At 39.6% G+C, this 21,282-nt stretch carries 19 protein-coding genes; 5 read left to right on the top strand and 14 right to left on the bottom strand.

All coding sequences use genetic code 11. From position 1 onward, the window contains the following. Positions 1-99: 99 nt before the first annotated feature. The gene (locus tag B1NLA3E_RS04665; protein ID WP_442852658.1) at positions 100-1,059 is read right to left on the bottom strand and encodes a PucR family transcriptional regulator; all 960 of its coding nucleotides are present in this window, start codon (positions 1,057-1,059) and stop codon (positions 100-102) included. Between the two features lie 898 nt (positions 1,060-1,957). Between B1NLA3E_RS04665 and B1NLA3E_RS04660 the strand changes: the two genes are divergently transcribed. The 4 genes from B1NLA3E_RS04660 to B1NLA3E_RS04645 all read left to right on the top strand — a co-directional run bounded on the left by B1NLA3E_RS04660 (position 1,958) and on the right by B1NLA3E_RS04645 (position 5,645). Next, positions 1,958-3,340, top strand: coding sequence for an amino acid permease (locus B1NLA3E_RS04660; RefSeq protein ID WP_442852657.1), 1,383 nt, complete (start codon positions 1,958-1,960; stop codon positions 3,338-3,340). Between the two features lie 292 nt (positions 3,341-3,632). Then, positions 3,633-3,956 carry a transposase gene (locus B1NLA3E_RS04655; protein WP_015592686.1) on the top strand — a complete coding sequence of 108 codons (324 nt, stop codon included), beginning with the start codon at positions 3,633-3,635 and terminating at the stop codon, positions 3,954-3,956. Next, on the top strand, positions 3,953-4,834 hold the full coding sequence (locus B1NLA3E_RS04650) for an IS3 family transposase (protein ID WP_015592685.1): 882 nt from the start codon (positions 3,953-3,955) through the stop codon (positions 4,832-4,834). The genes B1NLA3E_RS04655 and B1NLA3E_RS04650 overlap by 4 nt, the downstream gene beginning before the upstream one ends. A gap of 571 nt (positions 4,835-5,405) precedes the next feature. Next, entirely contained in the window at positions 5,406-5,645 is a 240-nt protein-coding gene (locus B1NLA3E_RS04645; RefSeq protein WP_015592684.1) for a hypothetical protein, read from the top strand. A 102-nt stretch (positions 5,646-5,747) separates the two neighbouring features. Here B1NLA3E_RS04645 and fabG read toward each other — a convergent pair whose 3' ends face one another. The 8 genes from fabG to B1NLA3E_RS04605 all read right to left on the bottom strand — a co-directional run bounded on the left by fabG (position 5,748) and on the right by B1NLA3E_RS04605 (position 13,414). Next, positions 5,748-6,488, bottom strand: coding sequence for a 3-oxoacyl-ACP reductase FabG (fabG, locus tag B1NLA3E_RS04640; protein WP_015592683.1), 741 nt, complete (start codon positions 6,486-6,488; stop codon positions 5,748-5,750). A gap of 17 nt (positions 6,489-6,505) precedes the next feature. After that, positions 6,506-7,393, bottom strand: coding sequence for an intracellular short-chain-length polyhydroxyalkanoate depolymerase (gene phaZ, locus B1NLA3E_RS04635; protein WP_041580913.1), 888 nt, complete (start codon positions 7,391-7,393; stop codon positions 6,506-6,508). A 5-nt stretch (positions 7,394-7,398) separates the two neighbouring features. Then, positions 7,399-8,412, bottom strand: a complete 1,014-nt coding sequence (locus tag B1NLA3E_RS04630) for a 3-oxoacyl-ACP synthase (protein ID WP_041580303.1) — start codon at positions 8,410-8,412, stop codon at positions 7,399-7,401. 53 nt (positions 8,413-8,465) lie between these two features. After that, positions 8,466-9,464 carry a branched-chain amino acid ABC transporter permease gene (locus B1NLA3E_RS04625; RefSeq protein ID WP_041580302.1) on the bottom strand — a complete coding sequence of 333 codons (999 nt, stop codon included), beginning with the start codon at positions 9,462-9,464 and terminating at the stop codon, positions 8,466-8,468. Between the two features lie 5 nt (positions 9,465-9,469). After that, positions 9,470-10,330: a branched-chain amino acid ABC transporter permease gene (locus tag B1NLA3E_RS04620; protein ID WP_015592679.1), complete on the bottom strand. Its 861-nt coding sequence runs from the start codon at positions 10,328-10,330 to the stop codon at positions 9,470-9,472. Between the two features lie 15 nt (positions 10,331-10,345). After that, a complete protein-coding gene (locus tag B1NLA3E_RS04615) occupies positions 10,346-11,053 on the bottom strand; it encodes an ABC transporter ATP-binding protein (RefSeq protein ID WP_015592678.1) in 708 nt (235 codons plus the stop codon). Beyond that, the gene (locus B1NLA3E_RS04610; RefSeq protein WP_015592677.1) at positions 11,028-11,804 is read right to left on the bottom strand and encodes an ABC transporter ATP-binding protein; all 777 of its coding nucleotides are present in this window, start codon (positions 11,802-11,804) and stop codon (positions 11,028-11,030) included. Before B1NLA3E_RS04610 ends, B1NLA3E_RS04615 begins: the two co-directional genes overlap by 26 nt. A 431-nt stretch (positions 11,805-12,235) precedes the next feature. Continuing rightward, positions 12,236-13,414, bottom strand: a complete 1,179-nt coding sequence (locus B1NLA3E_RS04605) for a substrate-binding domain-containing protein (protein ID WP_051120191.1) — start codon at positions 13,412-13,414, stop codon at positions 12,236-12,238. Positions 13,415-13,622: 208 nt separating this feature from the next. Between B1NLA3E_RS04605 and B1NLA3E_RS04600 the strand changes: the two genes are divergently transcribed. Next, a complete protein-coding gene (locus B1NLA3E_RS04600; RefSeq protein WP_015592675.1) occupies positions 13,623-14,255 on the top strand; it encodes a spore coat protein in 633 nt (210 codons plus the stop codon). Positions 14,256-14,297: 42 nt separating this feature from the next. Here B1NLA3E_RS04600 and B1NLA3E_RS04595 read toward each other — a convergent pair whose 3' ends face one another. From B1NLA3E_RS04595 to B1NLA3E_RS04570, 5 genes are all read right to left on the bottom strand, one after another. Continuing rightward, positions 14,298-17,531, bottom strand: a complete 3,234-nt coding sequence (locus B1NLA3E_RS04595) for a BTAD domain-containing putative transcriptional regulator (protein ID WP_015592674.1) — start codon at positions 17,529-17,531, stop codon at positions 14,298-14,300. Positions 17,532-17,728: 197 nt separating this feature from the next. After that, complete coding sequence (locus B1NLA3E_RS04590) at positions 17,729-18,589, bottom strand: MBL fold metallo-hydrolase (RefSeq protein WP_015592673.1); 861 nt, start codon at positions 18,587-18,589, stop codon at positions 17,729-17,731. Between the two features lie 413 nt (positions 18,590-19,002). Beyond that, entirely contained in the window at positions 19,003-19,557 is a 555-nt protein-coding gene (lepB, locus tag B1NLA3E_RS04580; protein ID WP_015592672.1) for a signal peptidase I, read from the bottom strand. A 40-nt stretch (positions 19,558-19,597) separates the two neighbouring features. Next, positions 19,598-20,215 (bottom strand): TVP38/TMEM64 family protein, encoded by a 618-nt coding sequence (locus tag B1NLA3E_RS04575; RefSeq protein ID WP_015592671.1) that lies wholly within the window; start codon positions 20,213-20,215, stop codon positions 19,598-19,600. 122 nt (positions 20,216-20,337) lie between these two features. Then, a complete protein-coding gene (locus B1NLA3E_RS04570) occupies positions 20,338-21,273 on the bottom strand; it encodes an LCP family protein (protein ID WP_015592670.1) in 936 nt (311 codons plus the stop codon). Between the last annotated feature and the right edge of the window lie 9 nt (positions 21,274-21,282).

Raw genomic sequence — 21,282 nt, 5'->3', positions numbered from 1 at the left:
ATTTTCAACGGTATACATTCAAAACTCGTTTAAAAACAACAATCTTTTAGAAAACAGCCTATTAAAAAGTAATTTGTCTCTAGCAGTTACAAATCAAACTCATAAAAATTTTTCGAGCTTGAGGTCTAGGAATAAAGTAAACTTTTGATTAGCATCTTTAAGGTTTATCTCCCCAATTTCCGCTATCCTCTTTAACCGGTAATTTAGAGTGTTTATATGAACGTTTAATGCTTTTGACGCTTCATTCACATTGTTATCTTTGTTTAAATACACATCTAGGGTCTCAACAAGATTACAGTGATATTTTCGGTCATATTCATGAAGCATTTTCAAAGAATAGTTTACATATTGGTCTTTCCTCGTTTTTTCTAACAATACATCGATATATTGATAAATACCTAAATTTTGATAACTATGGATTTTACTAGTTTGATTTGGGAACTTCCCTTTTACCGATAAGACAGTTAATGCTTCACGATATGATTTCTCGATTTTTTGATAATCGCTAAATATTCCACTAAAACCTTGAACAATCGAGCCTACTCCAAAACGCTCATTCATTCTATGAACAAACCATTCGCAAAATTGATTCATCTTTTGAATTGGTTGCTCAATTTGCTGTATTGAGATCAGCAATACCAGCTGATGATGATCTATTGTATGCAATAAAATTTTGGGTTCTTGATTTGTTTTTAATAGATAGGCAATTTGTTTCTCTTCCTCTCTAGCTATCTCTTGTGAAAATTGAAATGCCACTACCACAAATTGAGAAGCCGGGACAATTTGGAGTGAATGAAACTGGTTAATAATCTCTTCGTTTGAACGGAAATGGCTAGTTAGTAATTGCCAAAAAAACTCTTGAAATCGTTCTTCTTTTTTATTTTTTCGAGTCTGCACCTGTAGTAGTCTATTTTTCGTTGCTTCTGCTGCTCGTTTTAATAAAGCTAGGTGGTCATCATTTAAAGCTTTATCGACCTCCAATGCCCAAATAAAGCCGAGTACTTCTTGGTTTTTCCAAATTGAAACGGCGACTCGATCCCCTAGACCAATTTCATTCATTGTCTTGACACGGATTGGTTCTCGACTATTTAGAAGAGCAGGAATGATTCCTTCCTTCCAAAGATTATTAATGACCTTTTCAGGCACACGACGTCCTATGATTGTTGAAATTCTAGCTGAATCTGTTCGCTCATCATGTGTGCTATACGCCAGTAAGCGATGGTTAGCATCTTCAATTGTAATCGGACATTGCAACGCCTCACTAACGACATCAGCAAATTCCTCTAAACTATCAAAACTGGCACGAAAAGGATCATTACTCATTAATGCCCCACAAACCTTTCTGTATTAGGTCTTCTTCCTTTAAAAAATGGCTGTGTTAAAGCTCAATGTTGATTTTTGGCACAATGTTGATTGGAGTGGAAGGCGCGAAGACTCCTGCGGGAGCAGCGGGACATGTGAGACCCCGCAGGCGCTTAAGCGCCGAGGAGGCTCACTGCCCGCCCCGCGGAAAGCGAAGCGCCTGGAGCGGAAATCAACATTCCAGTTTAACAGAGCCAAAAAAATTAAAGATTGTGTATCATTTAACAATTTTGTAGCATTCCACAAAATTATTTTAAAATATTTTTGTAATTATACAATAACAATTGTTATATAATATGTTAAGCTGTTATATAACAAAACTTATAAAACAATATCTTTACTATAAGGAACGTGTTTTGTAAGCTATATAAATAGACAGAAAGGAGCTTTCTTTTGATTATTGATTGTTATATAAATTCTACTAAAAAATAATTTATATATTATTCTATTTTATCTTTTTAACTAGGAATGCGGAATAAGATTTGCTTGAAGCAAATATATCCAGTCACCAAAATTATCATTTTTAAAAAAAAGAAAGTTATTCAATCATCAACAAGTGGGGGTAGATTTAGTGAAAAAAGATCAGCAATCATCAATTGGGTTACACAGGGGACTGGAACAACGACATATCACACTCATGTCTTTAGGAGCCGCCATCGGAGTTGGACTTTTTCTGGGATCGGCAACTGCAATTAAGATGGCTGGCCCTGGAATTATACTGGGCTATGCATTTACAGGGATGATCATGTTTTTCATTATGAGAGCTCTAGGTGAGATGGCCATTCAGAAACCTGTTGCAGGCTCTTTTAGTCAATATGCACGGGATTATTTAGGAAATTTGGCAGGCTATATAACAGGCTGGAACTATTGGTTTTTATGGGTGGTAACCTGTATGGCTGAGATTACAGCAGTAGGGATTTATATGGAATATTGGTTTCCTGATATCCCACGTTGGATTTGGGCACTTTCTGCATTAGTCATTATGGCATCCGTTAATTTCTTAGCAGTAAAAGCTTACGGTGAACTTGAATTTTGGTTTGCCTTAATCAAAATTGTTACGATCGTATTTATGATTATTGTAGGACTCGCAATGATTACATTTGGGATTGGTAATGGCGGAATCGCAACAGGGATTAGCAATCTTTGGAACCACGGAGGAGTACTGCCAAACGGGATTACCGGGGTATTGATGTCATTGCAAATGATTATGTTTGCGTTCTTAGGGATTGAGATGATCGGCATTACTGCAGGTGAGGTCAAAAATCCCGAAAAAACACTTGCACGTGCCATTGATTCAGTTTTTTGGCGGATTCTCGTTTTCTATGTCGGTGCCTTGTTTGTCATCATGTCGATCTATCCTTGGACTGAAATCGGGTTAAAAGGAAGTCCATTCGTGTTAACCTTTGATAAGCTAGGTATTCCTGCAGCAGCTGGAATAATAAACTTTGTTGTTTTAACAGCAGCTTTATCCTCTTGCAACGGTGGTATTTTCAGTACTGCCCGTATGCTGTATAACTTAGCTGAAAATAATGAAGCACCAAAGTCTTTTGGAAAATTAAACAAAAATGGTGTTCCGAGTTTTGCTGTTATTGTCACTGGGGCTGCCTTATTAATTGGGGTTATTCTAAATTATTTAGTACCTGGAAAAGTATTTACTTGGGTAACAGCCATTTCAACATTTGGTGCGATTTGGACATGGGCAATGATTTTAATATCACAAATGCGCTATCGCAAAAGTTTATCTCCAGAGGAATCCCGTGGGTTGAAATATAAAATGCCACTTTATCCATTCACTTCCTACTTTTCCTTGGCTTTCTTACTCTTGGTAATCGGGGTAATGGCTTATTTCCCAGATACAAGAATTGCCCTCATAGTCGGACCGCTTTGGTTAGGAATTTTAGTAGCAGCCTATTACGGTACTGGCTTACACAAGAAAGGTAAAAAGGAAGAAAACACAATACAAGAACAGGTGGGATAAGCATCAGGGTTGCGTCCTGCTCCTCTCTTTTGGAATACCCACACAAACAAAAACATATATAAAAGTGACCCATTTAGCAGAGCAGTTAAATTGCTCTGCCTTTTTTTGATTTAATAAGCTCTATTTAGGTAAATAAGTTAGTTCATTCATTGAGCGGACATAAGTGACCTTATTTTTGATTTATTCCCCTTTTTTCTACTTTAGCGGACATGGTGGAACTAGAATAAAAAGTGGACACCCCTTTAACGGAAATCATTTGTGGCAATAATGATATTTACCAGGAGGGGTTTCCATGGGTGACCAACGTCAGAGTTATAGTGAACAATTTAAAAAAGAAACAGTTAAGTTTGCACAAGAACAACAACAAAAAAAGACTATGAGAGATATTGCGGATGAGTTAAAAGTTCCGCTTAGCTGCCTACATGACTGGATGACAAAATATCGTCAATTTGAATATGAACCTTTGGCGGTTGAAGAACGAATAAAAAAGCTAGAACAAGAATTGAAAGAAAAAGAACGTGAATTAAAGGAAAAAGACAAAAAGTTAGCTGTCACAGAAGAAGAATTGGCCATTGTAAAAAAGGCGGTGCACATCTTCAGCAGACCAAGAACATGAGGTTTCAATTCATTGAAGACCATCGCTCGGAGTTCTCGGTGGTGAAGATGTGTAAAGTGTTAGAGGTATCCACGAGCGGTTATTTCAAATGGAGAAATCATAAACCGAGTCAACAAGGAGTACAAAGGGAACGGATTAAAGAACGTATTGTACACTATTATAATGATTCCGACAGTGTATATGGTAGTCCGAAAATTACTAAGTTATTACTAAAAGAAGGATATAATATCACGGAAAGAACAGTTAGTATTTACATGAAGGAACTAGGTTTACGATCTTGTGTTTCCAAGAAATTTAAAGTTTGTACAACAAATTCGAATCATGAATACCCTGTAGCACCTAATAGATTAAATCAAGAATTCACTACAACAGCACCAAACAAGGTATGGGTAGTAGATATCACTTATATTCCTTGTCGGGAAGGACGCTTATATTTAGCTACTGTACTTGACCTGTACACTCGAGAAATAGTAGGTTGGCGCCTTTATGGACATCTGGAAACTCAATTAGTTCTTGATGCTTTAGAAGACGCTTATAAGTTAAGAAATCCAGAAAAAGGTTTGCTTCACCACTCAGACCGTGGGTCTCAGTATGCATCTAAGGATTACCGGGAAAGACTTGAGGAATATAAAATGGAGGCGAGCATGAGTCGTACAGGAAACTGTTATGATAATGCTTGTGCAGAATCCTTCTTTAGTCTGGTTAAAAAAGAATTATTAAGAGGTAGAAAATTTCAAACTAAAGATCAAGCTTACACCGAGATTTATCGTTACATTGAATTTTTCTATAACCGTAAAAGAATTCATAGTTCAATTGGATATGTATCACCAGTGCAGTATTCACAACAATACTGCAGGGGAAGGCTTAATAAAGGGTAGAACACCAATCAAAAGCAGTAAGCTGCCTTTTCTTCACTTAGCGACTAGCCAGATGATTCCGTGAAAGGGTCAAGCGGTTTTGGCTTGATGCTTTCACGGAATCATCTATCATTTGAAAAGTGAAGAAGAGGCTACTGCAACACTATATTAATTAAGTTTCGTTATTTAGGTGTCCACTTTCTTGACAGAGCTCCATGGAATATCTTATTTACATAAAAACAAATGAATCACGCTCAATTATCACCAAATAAGGAATCCAATGTCCGGTTAGCCTTTCAAAACAACACTTTTTATCAAAATAACGGAACAGATGTCCGTATATATTTCCCACGACACTTTTTGATAAACTATCCGGACCTGTTAGTCTTTCGAATAGTGCATCAATGCTTTCCAGACAAAATTTTATCGGCCGCTTTTCATTTTTTATCGACCAATCGCCAATTATTTCCAAATTTCAGGTTAATTTCAACAATTTACAACCACTAAAACATATTTACAACCATTTCTAAAGAAAAAGTTTGACAAATTTGTGTCAATTGATAGAATATTCATTATAAGGAGTTGATGATCAATGTCAAATGGTTACTTAAAGACCTTAGAAAACTTCAAAAGAGCTGCAACATGTGGGATCATACTCGGCTTTGTGCTATTTATTACCGGAATATTTGCAAACGCTTTCAATGGAGGTTCCTATGCAATATCAGCCGCAGGGATTGGCGTCACAATTGCCTCCATGGTTTTATTCGGATTTGGCATGTGCTTAAGCCTAATGGAAGAATTAAATGAAAAAAATCCAAGAACATATCCCTGAGAAAGAGCCAGTTCCTAGTCTTATTTTTCACACACAAAAAAACAAAAAATAGGCCCTGCTCTATGGTCCAGAGGAGACGGGCCCTTATTGGTAAATTGCAGTCTACATCATGATGCCGCCATCAACATGCAAAACCGTTCCGTTGACATAGTCCGATTCATTTGATGCCAGATACAGATAAGCATTGGCAATATCATGTGGCTTGCCAAGCTGACCTAATGGAATAGTGGTCCGTAATTGGTCTAAAATTTTCTCTGGCACCGTAGCCGTCATACTAGTTTCCATGAAACCCGGAACAACCGCATTGACCCTAATCCCTTTGCGCCCTAGCTCTTTTGCCCATGTTTTCGTCATCCCGACGACACCGGCCTTTGTGGCTGCATAATTTGTTTGCCCAATGTTCCCATATACACCCGACACCGAGGAGGTGTTAATAATTTTCCCCCACCCCTGTGCAACCATCGTTGGGACAACCGCTTGTGCACAGAGGAAAACACCCGTTAGATTCACATCGATTACTTTTTCAAAATTCTCAAGGGTCATTTTTGCCAGCATCGCATCCCTGGTAATCCCAGCATTATTGACCAAAATATCAATTCGTCCAAACGTATCTAAGACGTTTTTAACCATTGCATTCACGCTAGCCTGATCAGCAACATCCACTTGGAAAAAGTCAACCCGATATCCTTTGTCTGCCAGTTCTTGTGCTTTTGCGTTCCCTACCTCTTCATTGAAATCTGCGATGGCCACACTCGCGCCTTCTCTCGCAAAAATTTCTGCCGCTGAAAGCCCAAGTCCGTTTGCTGCACCCGTAATAATCGCTACTTTTCCTGATAATCTCATTATTCTCCACTCCTAGTTTAGAAATTTAGAAACTCTGAAATCACACTAAGCAACTGCTCCAAATCATCAACCAGCGGAGAATGTCCGCAATTCTTTAACTCAACAAATCTCGCATTTTCTCCTAAATCAGCCATTGTTTCCTCTGCCATATCTGCATTAATCACTAGGTCATGTTCACCTCGTAAAATCAAAACAGGTATCGTAATCTCTTTGGCCTGGTTGGTTCCATCTGCTGCCAAGTTATTGATATGACTTATATTAAATGTATTGAGGGCATGATAGACTTCAGCAAGATTTCGCTGCGTCATCATATCATCGACATATTCCTCGTACCGCGGCGGTTCAGGCTGATTTCGATCATATATGATTCCATTCCAAATCGCCTTCAGCACTGCCTTGTTTCTACTATCGTAAGCCGACTGGATAGGGATTGTTCTGATCGGATCAGCTTTAATTTGCTCCATTGTGGTTAATCGCTTATTTACATCGGGAACCCCCCATACATTTACCCCAAAAAATGGATAACCTCTTGTGGAAACTGAATCAAGAAGTATCAGTTTGTCAACATAGCCTGGGTTATCGATAACAAATTGCATCCCAACTCCACCGCCAGTTGACCAACCAACAATTGAGAAATCCTTCAAGTCAAGCGTTTCAACAAATTGCTTCAAATCATCAGCAAAATCCTTTAGGGAACGAATAGGTTTGTGATAACTTGATTCGCCAAATCCGCGCAAATCGGGAGCGTATAACTTAAACTTAGCATCCATATTTTCTAAAACCAAATCCCAGTGCTTGGAGGAGGTCATGTTTCCATGAATTAGTAATACCTTTTTCTTTCCCCCTTCCCGTTCCCGGTAGGCAATCGTTTCTCCATTCGGTAAGTCTACTTTCTTGATAGTCATATTTATCAACCAATCTCCCCCTTCCCCCAGCGTAGAGTGGTTGCTCCCCAAGCATAGCCAATTCCGGCACTAACTAATACAACCACATCGCCGTCTTTTATTTTCCCAGCCCTTTCAGCCAGCTCTAGCGACAAAATTTGATCAATTTGGCCAATGTGGCCATATTCCTCTAAATAGATTGATTGATCCATAGACATGCCTAACTCCTGTAATACATATTCATGAGCAGACCGTTTCATGTGAAGGAGACCAATGTAGCTAATGTCTTGCTCGTTATAGCCACTTTTCATAAGTGATGCTCGGATTACCTTTAAAAAATTATCCATTGATTTCTGCTCGAGTCGTTGCTTCATACCCTCTGGATCTAATACATCCAACATTAATAAATCAAGATTCTCTATAGTAAGCGGATTTTTTGTTCCGCCAGCTACCACAACTACATCCTCAGAAAAAGAGCCATCGGTAATGATGTGGGAATCCAATACAAGATTCTGATCATGACCTTTTTTTAATAAAATAGCTCCTCCACCAGCACCGAGGTTAAACATAAATCTGGTTCGCTGATTATCATAATTAATAAAATCACCATTGCGGTAACCCCCAGCAAGCAGAACCGTTTGGATTGCGGGATCACCAGCCATCAGTGAATTCGCCAACTTCAGAGCCATGATTGTCGTTCCACATCGGAGAGCAATATCAAAAGCCCAAGCATTAACTGCTCCAATTTCTTCTTGCATTTTAATCCCTGCAGTCCAAAGTGGATATTCCTTATGCTCTTCACCAATGTAAATAATGACATCAATTTGGGCTGGGTCAATATTCGCCTTTTTAATGGCCATTTTGGCGGCACGGATTCCCATTTCACATGTATGATCGTCGAGACCCGGAATATATTTACGTTTTATCCCCATTTTATCCTCAACTATATGGACGGGAATCCCCGCCCTATCCGCAATTTCCTTACCGGTCATGGTCCGTTCAGGTAAATAAATTCCTGTACTGACAATCCCGATTGTCATTGGCCCCACCTCTTTTTTCATTTTCTTTGAGCATAATAGTCAACCTGTTATTTCTACCCAGATACCTTTTGTTCAGCATTTAATGATGGCTGCTTTTTTCGCCGGAATTTTATCAACTGTAACGTTCCGACAATACCAAGCGGAAAAAACATGACTACTAAAATATAGATAATTCCGAAGAAGATGATCCATCTTTCAAAAATCCAGTGCGTTTTCGCCAACTCGGTTAACCAATGATGCGCGAATTCAATTAGACCTGCACCTATTACAGCCCCGATCAACGTACCCACTCCACCAATGATGGTCATCAATAGAGCATCAAGGGTAATGTCCATCGAAAAAACACTCGTATTAACAAACCGCAACGATACAGCATAAAAGCTTCCGGAAATTCCTGCTAAAATACCAGATACAACACTGGCAATAATTTTATAATGGACTACTTGAAACCCTAGTGATTCTGTCCGTTTCTCATTTTCCCGAATCGCCTGAAGGACTCTTCCCACTGGGGAGTTTGTAAATCGTTTTAACAGCATAAACACGAGCAACATTGTCATTAAGCTAATGAGATAAAAATCAGTCCGATCCGTTAATAACTCCGGAACTCGGAAGGTAAATCCATCATTTCCAGATGTTAGCGTCCGCCATTTTTCAGCTGCCACTAAAAACAAACCAGCCAGAGCGAGAGTCAACATAGCATAAAAGTGGCTTTTAAGCCTTAGGGACAATAACCCGACAAGCCAACTTACCACACCAGTCAAAATGATCGTGGTAGCAATAGCCATCCACATATAAAAGACAGACGGTTCAAATTTCTCCATGAAAATCCCCATCGCATAAGCCCCGATGCCAAAATACATCGCGTGTCCGAACGAAACAATGCCAGTATAACCAAGAAGAAGATCGTAGCTCATCGCAAAGATAGCAAAGATAAAGATTTGTGTAAGTAAGATAAGTAAACTTCGGGATTCATAGACAAACGGAAGGATGAGGAGGAATAATCCACAGAGCATAATAATTAGGCTAGATCGGTTGCTTGTCATCCATTTCATCGATTTCATCCTCTCATACCAAACAGTCCTTGCGGCCGAAAAATTAACACAATTGCCATGAGCAGCATGTTCGTTGCCAAAGCGAGATCAGGAACATAATAAGCCATGAACGATCCTAATAGTCCAACAAGAATGGCAGCTAAAATCGAACCCGAAAAACTGCCCATTCCACCGATGACAACAACGATGAATGCAAGAATTGCGAATTCCATCCCCATATCGGCATGAATCACCCCAGAATACGGGCCAAGTAAAACACCGCCTAATGCAGCCATTCCTGCTCCTATCATAAACACGAACATGAACACCCTCTGAATGTTAATTCCAAGCGCCTGCACCATCTCTTTATTCATGACACCTGCTCGAACAATTAGACCAATCTTTGTATTCTTCAAAACATACTGGATAAGCAGGTAGATAAAGCCACCAACTACTATGATGAAAGCCCGATATTTAATAATAACCACACCACCAATATCCCAGCTTCCAGCTAAGTAATCAGGGGGTGAGGCCGCTATTTGATTAGGTCCCCAGACAACCTTTAGCATTTCTGATAAAACCAGCATCAAGCCGAGGGTAATCAAAATTTGTTGAACATGGTTACCATAAACAGGTTTGATAATCCATTTCTCTGTAAAATAACCTAAAATAAATCCAGTCAGAATAGCCCCGATAATCCCTATGAGAAAGCTTCCTGTCGTCGTATAAATCCAGATGCCGCTATAGGCTCCCCATGCAAACAGACCTCCGTGAGCAAAATTCAGGACATCCATGAGACCGAAAATTAACGTTAAACCTGCAGCCAGTAGAAAAATCAGCATCCCTGTTGCTAATCCGTTCAAGGCAAGGTTGACTAATACCTCCATTCCTCTCCTCCTTTCTTAGGCAATTCCTAGGTATTTTCGTCGTAACTCTTCATCTTCTTTTAACATAGTCATCCTGCCCTCAAGAACGGAGCGACCATCATCGATAATATAGAAACGATCGCCGATCGTACTTGCCATCAGATAATTTTGTTCGACAAGAATGATCGTTGTTTTTTCTTTTAGCTTATTGAGCGATTCCATCACTTTTTCTACAACAATTGGAGCTAGGCCCTTACTTGGCTCATCGATAAGTAGCAAATCATTTTCATTTACATAATCTCGAGCGATTGACAGCATTTGTTTTTGACCGCCGCTTAACAGTCCACCTTGCTTCCTCCAAAACCTTTTCAAGTCTGGAAAAAGCTCTAACACGGAGAATAACCGTGCTTTTGTTTCGTCATTTTCGTTTCTCATTGCCACCTTCATGTTTTCCTCTACGGTCAAGTCAGCAAATATCCCCTGATCCTCCGGAACATAACCGATTCCCTTTTGAGCAATCATGTACGTGGGAAGCTTTTGAATTTCTTTATTTTTAAAAACAATCGATCCACTAGATGCAGTATTTAAACCCATAATTGTCCTCAAGGTCGTCGTTTTCCCCGCTCCATTTCGCCCGAGCAAGACCGTTACTTCTCCTGTTCTCACTTCAAAGGAAACGCCCTGTAATATGTGAAATTGATTGATATACGTTTCTACGTTAGTTAGCTTTAATAGGACGCTCATCGTATAGACCTCCTAAATAAGCGGATTGAACCGTTTCATTTGCCATGATGTCCTTCGGAGTTCCATCCGCCAACAATCTTCCATTAAATAAAACCATGATCGAATCAGATAGTTCCATGATCATATCTATTTTGTGTTCGATTAACACGATGGTTCGATTACCCGTTTGTTTGATCTTTTTGATGACCTCAAGGATTGCTGGAACTTCTTCTAGTGACATCCCTGCTGTTGGTTCGTCAAGAAGGAGCACTTCTGTATTCAATGCGAGCAACATGGCAATTTCTAGCTTGCGTTTTTCTCCGTGGGACAATGTGCTAGCAATTGCACTATTTTTATCGGCAAGTAACACTAGTTCAAGCCACTGGGTTGCTTGCACTTCAAACTGCTTATATTTTTTATAATGGGTTATCATGTTGTAGCGAACTTGACCTTGTGATTGGACGGCAAGTCGAACATTTTCAAGCACTGTTAAATTTGGGAAAACATTGGTAATTTGGAAGGAGCGTCCAATTCCCAAACGAGTTCTTTGGGTGGGGGACAAACGAGTAATCTCCTTCCCCTGATAAAAAATCTTTCCTTGGGTTGGCATCAACTGGCCACTCAAAAGGTTGAAAAGGGTTGTTTTCCCTGCCCCATTTGGACCAATAATCGATTTGAAATGGTTTTTTGGAACTGAAATACTAACGCTATCCACAGCCTTGTGCAGACCAAATGAAATAGATAAATCCCTGGTTTCAATTATCGCTGACAATATTCATCACCACCTCTTATTAGAAAAGCGCAAGCGACCTGGTTAGCGCATGACAGGACTGGAGCACACCGACTGAGATAAAGGAAACACGAAGAGCGCAAGCGATTCGATGTTGACTTATCGTAGGGAGGTGGGTGAAGTCCACTAGGCGCTGGGCGCTGGAGCTAGACAATCGTAAACAAAATAGAAGTATGAACTTCGGTAACGGTTCTACCGAAGTTCATATATCAAATTTTTTTATTTAATGGCTCTGTTAAACTAGAATGTTGATTTCCGTTCCAGGCGCTTCGCTTTCCGCGGGGCGGGCGGTGAGCCTCCTCGGCGCTAAAGCGCCTGCGGGGTCTCACCTGTCCAGCTGCTCCCGTAGGAGTCTCGCGCCTTCCACTCCCATCAACATTGTGCAAAAAATCGATATTGAGCGTTAACACAGCTTATTTATTTCTAATCGGTGGAGCTGTTTCATTCGGTGATAATTCTCGGATTAGTTCTGGAACAGGATAGGATACTCCCTCTTTTTTCACTAATTTAATCGCATATAGGGTTTGGAGTGCTTGATGATCTTCCGGTCGGAAGGTCATTTTTCCTTTTGGTGTTTGAAAACTCATTCCTTCCATCGTTTTAATCAGCTTATCGGTATCTGTGTTCCCATCCGTTTTCTTGATTGCATCGACAATGGCAATGGCTGCACTCATCCCGCCTGGCGTAAATAGATCAGGGACCTCTCCGTTAAAACGCTTTTTATGTTCATCAACAAGCCATTTGTTGATATCATTTTTTGGTAGGTCATGATAGTAAACGGTGAATCCTTCCATTCCAATCAGCGGTGCCATCGTGCCTAATGCCGCAATATCCGGTGCACCTGTTGAGATTTTAATTCCCTTTTCTTGAACCTTCATATCAGCAATTTGATTCCATGGCGAATTTGCTCCAGCCCAGATAACAAATAAATAATCTGGCTTAGAATCAATTATTTTTTGAATGTTTGATGTAAAATCAGTCGCAGCAGGATCTGCATACTCTTCTTGAACAATTTTGGCACCTAACTTTACTGCCGCTTCCTTAAAGGCCGCAACCCCATCACGACCAAACGAATAATCTGGAGCTAAGGTAGCAATTTTCACACCCTTCTTAGCAATGGCAGCCGCTCCGGCTACCGCGTCCTGTGAGGAGTTCCGAGCAGTCCGGAAGATATATTTGTTAAACTCTGAACCGGTGATGCTATCGGCTACTGCCGGTTCCACGACCATAATTTTTTTGTATTCTTCAGCTAATGGTAAAACAGCAAGTGTGTCACCTGAGCTTGAGGATCCAACTAGGAAATCAACCTTGTCTTCTTCTAATAGCTTTGTGGCTTTTTGAACAGCCACTTCAGGTTTGGTTTCCGTATCTTCTTTGATAAACTCAATTTTACGTCCTGCAACCTCCATTTTTCCATCGGTTGCATAATCAAGGCCTAACTCAAACCCTCTAAGCGTTTGTTTTCCGTATGATTCCAATCCTCCTGTTAATGAGGCGAGAACACCAATTTTAATCGGTTGTCTCTTCTCTCCCCCACCCTTATCAGAATCACTACTGGTTTTACTTGAGCTACAGGCACTGGTGAAAACCATTAAAACGGCAAGAAAACTGGCGAATATAATACTGCGGGACTTCTGCTTCAATTCTTTCTTCCCCCCTGTTCATTAGTTAACGGAGTCAACCCAAGCTGTAACCTAATCATAGGGAGTGGGAGTTACAAATGAGTTACATCAGTGCATAATATTTTTTAAATAAAACATAATAATTAAGTGTAAAAATTTAAATTTGGAGGGATTTTTCATGCAAAATCAACAGGGACAAACTCATATAAATATGCATACGGGGAATATACCTCAACAGCTAAATCATGGCGGTCATGAAGTGATAGATGTTCATGAAGTTTTATCGGGGGTGGTTGGAACCTTAAATCAATTTACCTTATTGCAAAAATATGTAAAAGATCAGGAATTACTGGATATTATGAATCGCCAATATCAATTTATCCAAAATGAATACAATATTACGGTAGATTGTTTTAAATCAGGCCAAGATCCAGCCCAACCAACCTCTAGCTATAAAATGAATCAAAATAACGATTTTATTTATGGTTTAACACCTACACAACCTAAAAAGCCCATTCTATCGGAAATGGAAATGTCTGAAGAATTGGTGGCTGGATGTATACTTTCATCTCATAAAAACAATGCAACGGCCAAAACCATGGCAGCCTGTGAAACAACTAATCCCGTTGTTCGCCGTGTCTTAGCGGATTCAATTCCAAACTGTATTGAAATGGCCTATGAGCTTGCTATTTATCAAAACAAACATCACAGTTATCAGGTTCCACAGTTTTCACAGCAAGACATGATGCAAATTGTGAATTCCTTCGCACCAGCACAGGGACAACCAGCCAGCAATCAATTACCTCATTAATAGAGAAAAGCCAGGCTTTAAATTAAAAAGCCTGGCTTCATGTTAGCCAATTTCTGCTGCTAGAATCATCTCATACATATGAACAGTTGGTTCGAGTGGTGTTACTCCAAGCTCACTCTCAAGCGTTTCATAGCATTTTTGATACCATTTAATCGCTTGCGGGCGATTATTTTTACGGTAATAGCTGTACATTAACAGTCGATACGCCTCTTCCCACGTCCGATCCTTCCCCACTATGATCTGGCACCAATCAATCGCTGTATCATAATCCTCTTTCCGAACGTAAAGTTGAGCTAACTTTTCAACTCCTCTTAAATAAAAACCAAGTAATCTATCTCTTTCATTTGTACACCAGTCATCGTAGCGGCGCTCAAGTAAAAAATCCCCAGAATAATATTGCAGACCTTTCTTTAAATAGGTCATCGCTTTTTCAATATCTTTTTCTTCCAGTCCAGAAATCATCCACTGTTCAAACATCTCAGTGTCCAGTTCTAAACCGGCATTTGGATTCAAACCGTAAGCAGCTCCTTCTCTGATAATAAAAAAGGAAGTTGCCCTTGCTTTCCGTTGTGGTTCAAGCACATGGTTCAAAGCATTTAATGCTACTTTAAAATCTCTTGCTGCATTCTTTTCCTCTTGGTCTGGCCACAATATTTGGTAAATTTCTTCTTTCGGAATCGCTTGTCGTTTATTTGTTATAAAAAGCTGAAACAATTCTTTTGCTTTCCCTCTTTGCCAGCCCCGGTCCTCTATTTCTTTTGCACCAAGCCAAACCCGGAAGTTGCCTAGCGCTTGAATTCTGAGTGTATAGCCTGGATGGGACTCCATTTGCACCAGGTTAAGATCATGCAGATGCTTTGCAACATACTGTGGTGCAATCTGATGTTTCTGTGCTTCAATTAACAATGGGGCAATCACCTGCATGTCACTGGGCCCAAATATTGTACGGTTGTGCAGAAAAAATCCATAATCTCCATGCTGAACTTCTTTTAAAAAAGAAGAAAAATTCTCAATAAAACACTGTTCTTGTCCTGTTTGATAATAAAGCGAAGCTAGCCAAAAATGGCTTAACATCTGTCCGTATTCATCCTCACAATGCTTAAACATCATTTCAGCCTTTGTTAGATAGCGAAGCGATTCCGATTGGTGGTTACTATAGAAGCAAGCAGTTCCGATTGCTAAGTTGATGAAGGAAGATAACCAGGCATCCTTTACCCTTTCCGTTTCTTGTAAGGCCAGTTCACCAGCGTCAAGAGCACGGTGATATTCCCCTTTACTACCATACAAATAGCAGAGTCCCATTAAAGCTTCAGCTTTTCCTTTCTCAATCCGAAGACTATCCATGATTTCCAAAGCTGTTTCATAGCAGTCAACCGCTAATTTCGAATCATATTTATTGATTAGTTGGACGGCATGCCCCATTCGAATCCAACCACAAGCCTCCACGAAGGGCGCTTTCATATTCAATCCGTGGTGAATCCCCTGCTGCGCTAAAGATTTCGCTTCTTCTCCATCACCGGTAAATGCCGCAATAAGGGACAGAAGTAGTTCAGTTTCACGATGAGATTGAGGCAAGCTAGACTTCCCAATGTCGTTGCCAAGACTTTCAGTCTGTAAGGTTATCCGTGCTTTTTCAAATTTTCCAGTTCGTAAATATAATCTTGCTTCAAGACTTCCATCAGTGAAAGGGATCTTCAATCCTTTAGCCCGTCGAAGCCACTTTTCAGCTTTTCTTCCATGACCTAAATTGATTAGATTTTCGGCAAGTAATTGATACAATCTGGTGATTTCCTCTTTAGACTCCTGCTCACTTGTTTCGAGTAGATTAATCGCTTCATATAACAATCGCTCTGCATGATGAGGTTGAATGGTGTCTAGATAAATCCTCGCTTTTCCTTCCAACGCCTTGCTTTTCCCGATGATATCATTCTGTTTTTCAGCCACAAATACGGCTTTTTGATAACATTCCTCCGCTTCTTTATAACTTGAGCGATAGCGGAGAATTTCTCCTTGTAAAAACCAAAGGGTACATGATAAATCCTTTTCTGGATTTGGAATCCAGACTAACCTTTCAAGTAAAGCCTCAAGTTTTCCACTTTCAAGTAATTTTAAACCATACTCCTGTAAAATAGCGGCAACTGCTGTTGTTTGATTGATCTTTTCATAATGAAGGAGAGCTTCTTCAAGCATGTTATTTTCTGCAAAAAAGCGTGCTGCTCGTTCTTGCAACAAGTGGTAGCTTTTTTGTTGATTTGTCCTAAGTTGCTCCTCTAAAAACTCTCTAAAAAGAGCATGATAACGGTATTGTTTGTCCGTTATTTTTTGGATAAATAAATTTTTATGGCTTAACTGCTCTAGTAAGCTTTTGGAATTATTTATACCCATCACCGCATTGCAGACTTCTTCTGTCATTTCCTCCAAAATTGAAGTCCCCTCTAGAAATTTCTTAATTTCAGGTGACTGATTGGCGAAAACCTCCATTGCTAAGTATTGGAATAAATCGGTCAGAGAACGAGAGTGTTGACGAAATCCCCCACTCAATTGGTGGTAATCATGATTTTGACCGGCGATCATTCCTAAAGCAATGACCCAACCTTCCGTCAGCTGATAAACCCGATTTAATTCTGTTTGGGGCAGTGTCATACCAAAATTTTCGTTTAACATTAACTCCACTTCTTCCTGTGAGAGAACCAAGTCATCCTTCGTTATTTCCAAAACAGACCCTTCAGCCTTCATCTTCGTAATCGGCTTCCACATAGGACGGCTTCTGCTTATAATGACTAGATGGAGGTTCGCTGGGATATGTTCTAACAAGATTTCCATCCATCGATTCACATTAAATGATTGTTCAATTTGGTGAAAATCATCAAAAATGATGAGTATTTCTCTTTTTATCGAAAGGACTTCATTAATAAACATAGAACAGAGAACATTTAATTCTTGTTCGCCAATATATCGGTCCATTTCGTTTATGTAGGTTTCTAATTCAATTCCAAATTCGGAGGTGTTTGTTCGAATCGAAGCGACCAGATAAGATAAAAACGGTAATACATCCTCATCAGTTGCCGAGATAGAATACCAGCAACAATTGTATTTTTCATCTGTTACATATAAAGCCAATGACGTGCTTTTTCCATAACCCGCTCCGGCGTGGACAATCGTTAATGGATGATGAGGGATCGCTTTTAGCTTCTTTGTCAGCTTCGCTCTGCGAAGATCGGTGTTCTTTATTGCAGGAATCATTAGCTTTGTTTGAATAAGCGGAATTGAATTCAATCCTTACCCTCCTTTCATTATTCAAAATAGTCACAATATCGTAACATATTATTTACAAAAAAATGGTCGAAAAAAGAGGGAATAGTTTGTCATATAATGTAAAAAAATCGACAACTTCATTTCAAAATTGGCATTAATAAATATGAGTATTGATATTTACCCATAAAAAAAGGACCCCAAACAGGTCCTGGTACTCCTTAATGGATAATCTTCCCTTCAATAAACTTTCCATAATCAGGAATCGCCATTCGATCAAATTCATTCGCCAGCATTGTTAAACTGTTTGACAATAATTCACCAGTCATCGGTAAACCATGACCAGTCACAGCAACAAAAGGGTTCAATGCTGCTAATTTTTTAACCGATTCCCATGAGGCTTTCCAGTCTGTAGTAAAGTATCTAGGTGGTCCGCTGATTTCTTGTTCCTGTGTTAAAACTTTATATAGATACTCTTGTTTGACCGTTACAAAGGCATCACCAGCGATCAATGTTTGATCTGCTTCTCTATATAAAGATACATGCCCAGGGGTGTGACCTGGAGTGTGAACCCAGCGAAATCCTGGCATTTTAGGTACACTCCCATCAAGCGGGAGTTTTTCTACGTGTTTAGCTAAGTTAATCGGTTCATTGGGGAACATCGAAGACATTTTCGCTACCATTCCCCCTTCAACAGTTGGGTCTGGTTCTGGATAACTCATTTTGCCTGTTAGGAATGGTAATTCTAATTCATGTGCATAAACAGGAACTTTCCAATGGTCTATTAGCTCTAGGATAGCTCCAACATGGTCAAAATGCCCGTGTGTTAAAATAATCGCTTTGGGACGATTGTTGGTACCGAAACGTTCCTCTGTAACTGATATTATTTCATTTGCTGAGTGGGGCATTCCTGCGTCAACCAATACAAAATCCTTTGTTTCTGGACTTCCAACTAAGACAATGTTAACAATTTGGATCGTGTAGCAAAATAAATCTGGTAATACTTGGATTCCAACCCCACTTGCGACGGAAGTGGCAGGAATATACTTATAATCACTACCATAATGCATATCCATATCCATATCCATATATACTCCACCTTATAATATTTTAGGTTTTGTTAACCAGCCTGTTGATTTCCGCTCCAGGCACATAGCCATATTTTAAATAGTACATGGATATTGTCTCTCTAAATTAATTTATTATCATTAGCGACCCGAATAGCTTTTCCAAGAAAAAAACAGCGTCAGATTCGCTCCAACACTGTTCCACTTTTCTTTATAAAATGGCGCTGTCAAACTTGGGTGTTGATTTCCGCTCCGGGCGCTCGCTTTCCGCGGGGCGGGCGGTGAGCCTCCTCGGCGCTAAAGTGCCTGCGGGGTCTCACCTGTCCCGCTGCTCCCGCAGGAGTCTTCGCGCCCTCCACTCCAATCAACATTGTGCAAAAAATCAATTGAGCTTTAACACAGCCTATTAAATAATCCAATAATTTATGTTAAAACGACACAGCCACTTCCTTCAGTGGCCAGTAGCGAAGATCAACCTTGCCTACTACTTGTTCGACCTTGATAAATCCAAAGTGTCGACTATCCCAACTACCAAGGCGGTTATCTCCCAACACAAACAATTTTCCCTTTGGTACGGTTTTTTCACCGGTGATCTCTTTTAGAGTAAAATCACCTGTAAGACGACTTCCGAGCGTTTGATGCCTATATATATTTAAAAATGGTTCTGCTATTTTTCGACTATTAATGTATAGATGATCATCTTTGTATTCGATTTTATCCCCAGGAAGTCCGATAATTCGCTTTACGTAGTCCTCTTTTTCATTGGCGTGAAACACAATAACATCAAATCGATCCAAATCACTTATTTGGTAACCAATTTTATTGACGACAAGCTTATTGCCATCTTCTAATGTAGGCATCATCGATTCACCCTCAACCACGTAATTGGAGAAGAAAAAAGTCCGAATGAATGCAAAAATAATAATTCCAATCGCTAATGCCTTGATCCATTCCAAACTCTCATTTTTTATTTCTTCTTTCACGAAATCTCCTCCATCCACTTTTAGAATTTACCCATTTTCTCTATCCTCGACTATGCTCTCTTTTTACACTTTTATTTAATCTTACTTCTATTCTCTTCCCTACATACCAAAGAATAAAGATAACAACGCTGACAAGGATCGTACGAATCGGTTGGGTAATCAATGCGCGAAGATCATACCCCACAAAGCTAATCGTAAATATCATCACCATTTTTCCAGTGATGACCGCCAACATATATTGAGCAATACTAACTTTTGATAAGCCGGCAACAATATTGACAAGCGCCGAGGGCGTAAACGGAAAACACAAAAGAAGAAATATGGGTCCAAAACCATGTTGTTCTACCCAGTTCATTAATTTCTGAACCTTAGGGTGTTTATGCAAAAAATGCAAGAATCTCTGTTGCCCAAATTTTCTAAAGAACAAAAAGACAAAGATGGCACCGACACTTGCTCCAGACCATGACAATAAAAAACCAATCCATAGACCAAAAGCATTTGCGTTCGCCATAACCAATATTACTAATGGCAAAAACGGAAAGAATGCCTCAAGCATCGGCAATAAAATCCCTGGAAGTGGTCCAAAAGATCGATATTCTTGAATTAAAGTCATGATATTTTCCATCGTAAACCATTCTTTAAACGCCTCAAAGTTCATAGACTACGTCTCCTTGTAAACCACTGCAAAAATAAAACAAAAAATTTTTTTCAGCAAGTCCTTTTACTTTATCTTTATTCTACACTTATTTCTTTTAGATGAAAATTTGTCCGTACACTTGCTTATTTCTGAATAAACTCGTTAATGGCTTGCTTATTTTTTTCGAAATCTAAACTTAATACCAACCCGATCCCTGAAATGCGTTTATCCACATAGGAGCCATCAACCGGAATCCGAAGTGTTTCAATCGTCCCTTTTTTGGTTAAGAAACCTTTCCCAATTCCAAACATATCCGTCGTAGCTAAGTTGGTATTGACAAACGGTGTAACCACTCCAATTAATTTTGGAAGCTTCGGTATTGTGCCGAGGCTTGTGAACTGGTCAGCAAGTACTTTTACTACTTTCTGTTGACGTTCCACTCTACCAAAATCTCCAATTGCATCATGACGAAAACGGACATAAGCAAGCAAATGTTCTCCATCAAGCTTTTGCACACCCGGCTCAAGTGTTACATCAATGTATTCTGACATCTTTTTTTCCACATCAATCTCTACTCCTTCAGGGAAAGCTTCATCCACTAATTGAACAAAGCCCTGGAAGTCAACAATCGAATAATATTGTAAATCTAGGTCAAAATTTTCCTTAATCGTTTGGCGTAGCAATTCCGGTCCACCAAATGCAAATGCAGAGTTAATTTTATTTTTTCCATGCCCGGGTATATCTACATAGCAATCTCGCATGATTGATGTTAATTTAAAGGTTTTTTTATCTGGATGATAATGGGCAATCATGATTGTATCCGCACGTGATGGTTCTTTTCCACGGGCATCACTTCCAATCAACAGAATATTGGTTTCGCCAAATTGATCCCGTTTTCCGTTAAATTGGTATTCTGCTTTTTCGACTTGGGACTTTTTCTGAGATTCCAATACCCCTTGCCGGAATTGAAAATAGAAATAGACTGCTAATCCAAGTAATAATACTAGGAAAAAAGCAAGGACTGCTCTCCACCCTTTCTTCTTTTTTCGCTTTATCGATTGGTTTCTCTCATATCTCATGATTTTAGC

This window comes from Bacillus sp. 1NLA3E, assembly GCF_000242895.2.
In the GTDB taxonomy this organism is placed as follows: Bacteria; Bacillota; Bacilli; order Bacillales; family Cytobacillaceae; genus Bacillus_BU.
The sequence above is the reverse complement of the archived record's forward strand: the minus strand, read 5'-3'. Positions and strand labels throughout refer to the sequence as shown.